Here is a 7010-nt window from a genome sequence, read left to right on the forward strand (position 1 = left end):
GACGCCGCGGTCCGCGACGGCGTGCTCGGCTGGGAAGCCGCGTCCCGCGGTATCGGCGAACTGTATGCCGCCGCCGAATCTGGATCGAAAGCTGCTGCTGCGCTTCTCGATTCGCGAGCCGAGACGATCGGTCGGGCGGTCGCGGTGATGCGGGACATCGTCAACCCCGACGTCGTCGCGGTCGGAGGGCGGGGGCTCGAGGCCTACCGTCCCGGTCGGCAGGTCCTCGCCCGCAGCTATGCGCGGGCGAGCGCGCTGCCCGCTCTGCCGCTCACCTTCTCGTCGTTCGGTGAAGGGATCGGCGACGCCGGTGCGCTCGGTGCGTCGCTGTCCGCCGTGTACACCGACCCGGTCGCGACACTGGCCCGCCGGGCGGCGCGCCCGTCCTACGACCCCGCCGCCGACCGCTTCTGCGGCTGAGCCTGCGTCAGGGGCGTCGGACGGCGCGGAGCACCGCGTCGTGCATGACGAACTCCTGTCCGTCGTGTCCGTTCACCGTGTGGGTCCGCGACTCGGCGACCACGCCCTCCCACAGGTCCGGTTTCAGACCGGCCGCGAGTTCGCTTGTGGTGACCCGTGATTCCGGTGCCGTGTGATCTCCGGGGTGCGGGTGGACGGGATGGTCGTGGCCGACGACGAGCAGCGTTCCCCCCGGCGCGACCGCGCCGGCCAGTCGCCGCAGGAGCTCCTCGCGCGGTCCGGGCGCGTGCACGTAGTGGGAGGAGACGAGATCGTAGCCGCCGCGCGGCGGTGTCCATTCGCTCAGATCCGCGCGCACCCACTCGATCCGGTTCGCGACGTCGGCCCCGGCGGTGGCGGCGTGCGCACGCGCGCGGTCCAGAGCGGTCTCGGCGATGTCCACCGCGGTCACGTGCCAGCCCCGCGCGGCGAGCCACAGGGCGTCGCCGCCCTCGCCGCATCCGGCGTCCAGTGCCCGGCCGGGCGGCAGGTCCGCGACCTCGGCGACGAGCTGGGGATTGGGATGACGGTGGATCGTGGAGCGACCCCGGTAGCGGTCCTCCCAGAACTCCCTGTCGAATGCGTCGGGCATGATGGCGTCCTTCCGTGTACTGCCCCGACTGTGCGTGACGCCCCGACGGAAGGGCAAGTTCCCTTGCCGGATCGGCAAGGGGTGATCAGTCCGGATCCGGCACCGGCCCGGGCGATTCGTCGGGTTCGATCTTCGGGGGTTCGTCGGTGTCGTCCGCGGCCCGGGTACGTCCGGCGAGGGCGGTCAGCGACTCGAACCGTCCCATGTAGCGCTCCATGAACCGATGGGCCTCGTCGTGTCCGCGCGTGACGTCGATGGCCGCCTCGTTGACGATGGTGCGGGCGAGACCGGTGAGGAACATCGCGATCACGACGGGCGGAAACTCGTCGAGGTCGACGCCGTGCGAGCGCAGCGCGACGGTCAGCGCGGTCGTCTCGATGTCGCGGACCCGCTCGGCGTACGCCTTCAGTTCCGCGCCGATCGCCTTGCGGTGGTTCGCCAGGGCCATGAATTCGGTGTGCAGCCGGGTCATGCGGGTGTCGGAGGCGATCCGCCACAGCGCCCGCAGCGGATCCTCCTCGGACAGTGCCCGGCGCTGACGTTCGAGCACGGTCTCCGCGCCGGAGCGCAGCACCGCGAGGAACAGGTCGTCCATGGTGGGGAAGTAGTAGTACACCAGCGCCGGCTTCACACCGGCCCGCGTGGCCACGCGCCGCGACGTCGCCGCGGCGTAGCCTTCCTCCTCCATGATCTGAGCGGTCGCCTCGAGCAGTCGCTCGCGCGCCCCGGGTTCCTTGCCCTCGCTCACCTGTGGTCTACCCACTCGGAACACCTCCGGTCCACGTCGGACGCATGATCGCAGCGATGAACCCGCTCGGGTCTTGACTGTGATCTACGCCTCATGCAAGCATGTGGCCACTGTATCAGCCTGATCGATCGATCAGTTTTTCTCACTTCGCCGCACCGCGCGAACCGCACGTCCGAGGGGGTGGCCTCGTGTTCGACGTCTCGACGGCAGCCTTCTTCCGGCGTGCTCGGCCTCGGGTGCGGAACGTAGGGACCGTTCCGGAACGGACAGCTGAGCAACCGAATTCGGACTGATACGCACATCGTCGAGAGCAGGGAGGAAACCATGGCCGGACGGGTCGAGGGGAAGGTCGCGTTCATCACGGGTGCGGCGCGAGGTCAGGGGCGCAGCCACGCGGTGCGGTTGGCCGAAGAGGGCGCCGACATCATCGCGATCGACATCTGCGGACCGATCACGGAGGGCAGCCCGATCCCGCCGTCCACTCCGGAGGACCTGGCCGAGACGGCCGCACTGGTGAAGAACCTCGATCGGCGCATCGTGACGGCCCAGGTCGATGTGCGTGACTACGAGGCCGTGAAGGAGACGCTGGACGGCGCCGTCGAACAGCTCGGCAGGCTCGACATCATCGTCGCCAACGCCGGCATCGGCAACGGCGGCGAGACGCTCCACGAGACCAGTGAGAGCGACTGGGACGACATGATCGGCGTCAACCTGTCGGGCGTCTGGAAGGCCGTGAAGGCCGGTGTGCCGCACCTGATCTCGGGCGGTCGTGGCGGCTCGATCGTGTTGACCAGCTCGGTGGGCGGGCTCAAGGCGTACCCGCACACGGGGCACTACATCGCCGCCAAGCACGGTGTGGTCGGTCTGATGCGCACGTTCGCGGTCGAACTCGGCCAGCACTCGATCCGGGTCAACTCGGTGCACCCGACGAACGTCTCGACGCCGATGTTCATGAACGAGGGCACCATGAAGATGTTCCGCCCCGACCTCGAGAACCCGGGTCCCGAGGACATGGAGGTGGTGGCGAAGCTGATGCACGTGCTGCCGGTCGGCTGGGTCGACCCGGTCGACATCAGCAACGCGGTGCTGTTCCTGGCGTCCGACGAGTCCCGCTACGTGACGGGCCTGCCGCTGACGGTGGACGCCGGCAGCATGCTGAAGTAGAACGGGCACAACGCAACCCGGCCCGACCGATACGGAATCGGTCGGGCCGGGTGTGCGGCCGCGCGGTTATGCGGTGCGATCGGCCGAGCGCGATCCGGTCAGCGTGAGCGCACCCAGGGCGATCGCGGCGCTGAGCACCATCGCGATCCCCATGGGCAGAGCGGTTTCCTCGCCGCCGATGCCGACGAGCGGCGAGATCGCCGCGGCGAGCAGGAACTGCAGGGCGCCGAGAATGGCCGAACCGGTGCCCGCGGCGCGCTGCGCCTCGCCGAGCGCCAGGGTGGTGGCATTCGCGATGACCAGGCCGAGGCTGCCCATCGTCAACCACAACGTGACCAGCGTGACCCACAGGACCGGACCGGCCAGCGCGTCGACCAGCATGACGACGGAGAACACGGCGAGCAACGTCAGGCCGATGCGCAGCGTCGCGCGCTCGCCGAACCGGCCCGCGACCGCGCCGTTGACCACGCTGAAGATCACCAGGCCGATCGCGTTGGCCGTGAACGAGACGGTGTACCAGCCCGTCGAGAGACCGTGGATGTTCTGCAGCACGAACGGTGACGCCGAGATGTAGGCGAACATCACGCCGAACGCGAAGGCGTACGCCAGGGTGTATCCGACGTACCGGCGGTTGCGGAGGAGAGCACGGGCGTCACCCAGCATCGCGGCCGCACCACCGGTGGAGCGGCGTTCCTTCGGATGGGTTTCCGGCACCAGCGCCAGGACACACGCGAACATCAGCAGTGACAGCCCGGCCAGCACCCAGAACACGGCGCGCCAGCCGACATTGGTGACGACCGTGCCCCCGACCAGCGGGGCGACGACGGGGGCGACGGCGTTGACCACGACGAGCAGCCCGAACAGCTTGGCCGCGGCCGGGCCGTGCGCGCGATCGGAGATCACCGCGCGGCCGAGCACGATGCCGGCCGCGCCGGCGAAGCCCTGCAGGAAGCGTGACGCGGCGAGCAGCTCGACGGTGGGGGCGAGGGCCGAGGCGGCGCTGAACACCGCACACACCAGGGTGCCGACGAGCAGCAGCGGCCGGCGACCGAACCGGTCCGAGAGCGGCCCGAACACGAGCTGGCCGAGGGCCAGGCCGATGAGGAACGTCGTGAGGGTGAGCTGCACGGCCGACGCGCTGGTGCCGAACTCGACGGCCATCTCGGGGAACGCCGGCAGATACATGTCGATCGCGAGCGGGGCGACCGCCGCGAGCAGCGCCAGCGTGGCGACGAGCTTCGCAGGGAAGTGCGGGGTGTCCGGGGCCGGGACCGGGGGAGCGGCGGAGGCGTCGGCGGGCTCGGCCACGGCGGTGCCCGCGTGCTGGGAGTGCTGGTTCAAGACGACCCTTCGAGTGGGGATGTATCTAGAAGTAGATCTAAAAGTATATCTAAAATAGCGGCTAGACTGCGGGCGTGTCCAACGATCCGCCCGCCGCCGACGGCACCACCCCATCCGACGAGGACGTCCGGCGCCTGGCCCGGACCGCCCGCTCGCTGGTCTGGGCGCTGCGCCGTTTCGGGGAGAAGGAGGCGGGATTGTCCCTGCTTCCCCAGTCGGAGATCGAGGTGCTCCGGACACTGGCCGAACGCCCCGGCAGCACGGTGTCCGAGGTCGCCCGCTATCTGGGCCTGCAGAGCAGCAACGTCAGCACCACGGTCCGCCGCCTCGTCGACCGCGGCCTGGTCGAACGGCAGGTCGACCCCCACGACGGCCGCTCGCACCGCCTGCACCAGACACCCCTCGCCGAGCGCAACAACAGCCGGATCGACGACATGTGGTTCGACGGCGTCCGCCGGCTCCTCGACGGGATGAGCGAGGACGAGGCGGCCAAACTTCTCGAGGCGGCCCCGCTGCTCGCCCGGCTGGATTCGATGTCAGGCGACTGACGGGCGCAGCACCTCCCGCGCCGTGCGCCGCACCACCTCGGTGAGCGCGTCCAGAACGGGCGATTCCAACCGCCAGCGCTGCCAGTACAGCGGCACGTCGAACGGCTCGTCCGGGGCCAGCTGCACCAGATCGGCATCGCCGCCGAGTGCGAGGTCGAGCACATCGTCGCCGAGCGCGAAATCGAGCATCGGTTCGGGCAGCATGCCCCAGCCGAGCCCCAGGCGCGCGGCGTCGACGAACTCGCGCGCACCCGGCACGTAGTTGCGCGGCGGGTCGAACCGGCTGCGGGTGTGCCTCCGGAGGAAGCGGTTCTGCAGGTCGTCCTTGCGGTCGAAGGTGAGCATCGGCGCCTCGCGCAACGCGGCCGTGGTCATCCCGTCGGGGAACCAGTGCGCCGCGAAGTCGACGCTCGCCATCGCGTGATACCGCATGGCGCCGAGGTTTTCGGACGTGCAGCCCTGCACCGGATCGGGTACCGACGTGACCGCTGCCATCGCCGTGCCGTCCCGCAGTAGCGAGGTGGAATGGAACTCGTCCTCGCGCAGCAGTTCGAACAGCGCGCGGTGGTGCTGCGGCATCCGGGCCAGCGCCCGCAGCATCCAGGTGGACATCGAGTCGGCGTTGACCACGAGCGGGACGGTCACGTAGTTGTCCGCGCTCGCGGTGAGGCCGAGCGCCTCCGCGGTGTCCTGCTCGAGCCGGGCCACCTGGCGGGCCAGCCGCATGATCGCCTCCCCGGGCCCGGTCGCGGTCACCGGTCGGGTCCGGCGCACCAGCACCTGCCCGACCTGCTGTTCGAGGGCCTTGATGCGCTGGCTCACGGCGGACGGGGTGATCCGCAGGACCGCGGCGGCGCCGTCGAAGGTGCCCTCGTCCAGCACCGCGGCGAACGTGCGTAGTTGAGCGAAGTCCAGATCCATATGAAGAAACTCTAATGTTCCTTAAGGAAAATCAACTGTTCTTATCTCGTGACCTTTCCTAACGTGGTCGTCGTGAACCTCGTCCTCGCCGGTTTCCTCACCGGACTCTCGCTGATCGTCGCGATCGGAGCGCAGAACGCGTTCGTCCTGCGCCTGGCCATCGCGCGCCGGCACGTGCTGCCGGTGATCGTCGTGTGTGCCCTGTCCGACGCGGTGCTCATCGCCGCCGGTATCGCCGGGATCGCGACCGTCCTCGATCGAGCCCCCGGCGCGCTCGAAGTGATTCGTTGGGGCGGTGTGATCTTCCTCGTCTCGTACGGTCTGCTCGCGGCCCGGCGCGCCCTGCGACCGTCCGCGTTGAGCGCGGCCCCGGGCGGGGCGATCACCGTCGGTGCCGCGCTCGCGACCTGTCTCGCGCTGACATGGCTCAATCCGCACGTCTACCTCGACACCGTCCTCATGCTCGGATCGGTCGCCAACACCCACGGCAACCCGGGCAAGTGGTGGTTCGGTGCCGGCGCCGTCGCCGCGAGCATCGTGTGGTTCGGTGCGCTCGGCTACGGCGCGCGGTATCTGCGGGCGTGGTTCGCGCGACCCGGCGCCTGGCGGATCCTCGACGGCGCCGTCGCGGTGCTCATGGTGAGCCTGGGCGTGGGTCTCGCGGTCGGGAACTGACCTGCAGGTTCAGCGACGCCGCGCGACCTTGCCGATGGGTTCCAGGTGGGTGAACACCGTGGTTCCCGGCAGGGCCGAGCGCACATCGTCCTCGACCCGGTCGAGCAGATCGTGTCCCGCCCGCACCGTCCAGTCGCCGGGCACGCGCACCGTGAGATACACGAAACGCTGCCGGCCCGAGGCCCGGGTGCGGGGCGGCAGGATCGTCACCGACTCGTCGCGGTATCGATCGAGCACCTGCTGCACCTGCGCGACGTCGTCGGCGGGCAGCGCCGCGTCGAGCAATCCGACAACGGATTCGCGCACCAGGCCGTAGCCGATACGCAGGATGTTCAGGCCGACGAGCAACGCCACGATCGGATCGAGGACGTACCAGCCGAACAGGGCGACCAGGCCGATACCGACGAGAACCCCCACCGACGTCCATACGTCGGTGAGCAGGTGCTTGCCGTCGGCGATCAGCGTGATCGAACGATGCTGCCGCCCGACCCTCAGCAGCAGGAGCCCGACCGCGAGATTGAGAACCGACGATCCCGCCGACAGGAACAGGCCCAGCCCCAGC

General features: G+C 69.7%; 8 protein-coding genes and 1 pseudogene. 4 read left to right on the forward strand and 5 right to left on the reverse strand.

Going from position 1 to position 7010, the window contains the following annotated elements; translation table 11 throughout:
• Window positions 1-420, forward strand: a pseudogene (locus I0Q12_RS11965) (ROK family protein); the annotation flags it as partial.
• A gap of 7 nt (window positions 421-427) precedes the next feature.
• Here the strand turns inward: I0Q12_RS11965 and I0Q12_RS11970 are convergent.
• Window positions 428-1051, reverse strand: coding sequence for a bifunctional 2-polyprenyl-6-hydroxyphenol methylase/3-demethylubiquinol 3-O-methyltransferase UbiG (locus I0Q12_RS11970; protein ID WP_197252125.1), 624 nt, complete (start codon window positions 1049-1051; stop codon window positions 428-430).
• Between the two features lie 85 nt (window positions 1052-1136).
• On the reverse strand, window positions 1137-1814 hold the full coding sequence (locus tag I0Q12_RS11975) for a TetR/AcrR family transcriptional regulator (protein ID WP_197252126.1): 678 nt from the start codon (window positions 1812-1814) through the stop codon (window positions 1137-1139).
• Window positions 1815-2123: 309 nt separating this feature from the next.
• On the opposite strand from I0Q12_RS11975, the gene I0Q12_RS11980 reads away from it, so the two are divergent.
• Entirely contained in the window at window positions 2124-2963 is an 840-nt protein-coding gene (locus I0Q12_RS11980) for a mycofactocin-coupled SDR family oxidoreductase (RefSeq protein WP_197252127.1), read from the forward strand.
• Window positions 2964-3029: 66 nt separating this feature from the next.
• Here I0Q12_RS11980 and I0Q12_RS11985 read toward each other — a convergent pair whose 3' ends face one another.
• Window positions 3030-4304 carry a multidrug effflux MFS transporter gene (locus I0Q12_RS11985; RefSeq protein ID WP_231610476.1) on the reverse strand — a complete coding sequence of 425 codons (1275 nt, stop codon included), beginning with the start codon at window positions 4302-4304 and terminating at the stop codon, window positions 3030-3032.
• A 74-nt stretch (window positions 4305-4378) separates the two neighbouring features.
• Here I0Q12_RS11985 and I0Q12_RS11990 point away from each other — a divergent pair, with 74 nt between their 5' ends.
• Entirely contained in the window at window positions 4379-4852 is a 474-nt protein-coding gene (locus tag I0Q12_RS11990) for a MarR family winged helix-turn-helix transcriptional regulator (protein WP_197252129.1), read from the forward strand.
• On the opposite strand, the gene I0Q12_RS11995 is transcribed toward I0Q12_RS11990, so the two are convergent.
• Complete coding sequence (locus tag I0Q12_RS11995) at window positions 4841-5773, reverse strand: LysR family transcriptional regulator ArgP (protein WP_197252130.1); 933 nt, start codon at window positions 5771-5773, stop codon at window positions 4841-4843. The two genes, I0Q12_RS11990 and I0Q12_RS11995, sit on opposite strands and share 12 nt — an antisense overlap.
• Before the next feature lie 72 nt (window positions 5774-5845).
• Between I0Q12_RS11995 and I0Q12_RS12000 the strand changes: the two genes are divergently transcribed.
• Window positions 5846-6448 (forward strand): LysE/ArgO family amino acid transporter, encoded by a 603-nt coding sequence (locus tag I0Q12_RS12000; RefSeq protein WP_197252142.1) that lies wholly within the window; start codon window positions 5846-5848, stop codon window positions 6446-6448.
• A gap of 9 nt (window positions 6449-6457) precedes the next feature.
• Here I0Q12_RS12000 and I0Q12_RS12005 read toward each other — a convergent pair.
• Window positions 6458-7010: cation diffusion facilitator family transporter (locus I0Q12_RS12005; RefSeq protein WP_197252131.1), on the reverse strand; the 553-nt coding region annotated here is incomplete at its 5' end.

Origin of the sequence: Rhodococcus sp. CX (genome assembly GCF_015865005.1) — a bacterium.
Taxonomy (GTDB): domain Bacteria; phylum Actinomycetota; class Actinomycetes; order Mycobacteriales; family Mycobacteriaceae; genus Rhodococcus.

Coding starts and splice junctions, on each gene's coding strand:
- I0Q12_RS11970 (WP_197252125.1), bottom strand. CDS start 1,051: ATGCCCGACGCATTCGACAGGGAGTTCTGGGAGGACCGCTACCGGGGT.
- I0Q12_RS11980 (WP_197252127.1), top strand. CDS start 2,124: ATGGCCGGACGGGTCGAGGGGAAGGTCGCGTTCATCACGGGTGCGGCG.
- I0Q12_RS11995 (WP_197252130.1), bottom strand. CDS start 5,773: ATGGATCTGGACTTCGCTCAACTACGCACGTTCGCCGCGGTGCTGGAC.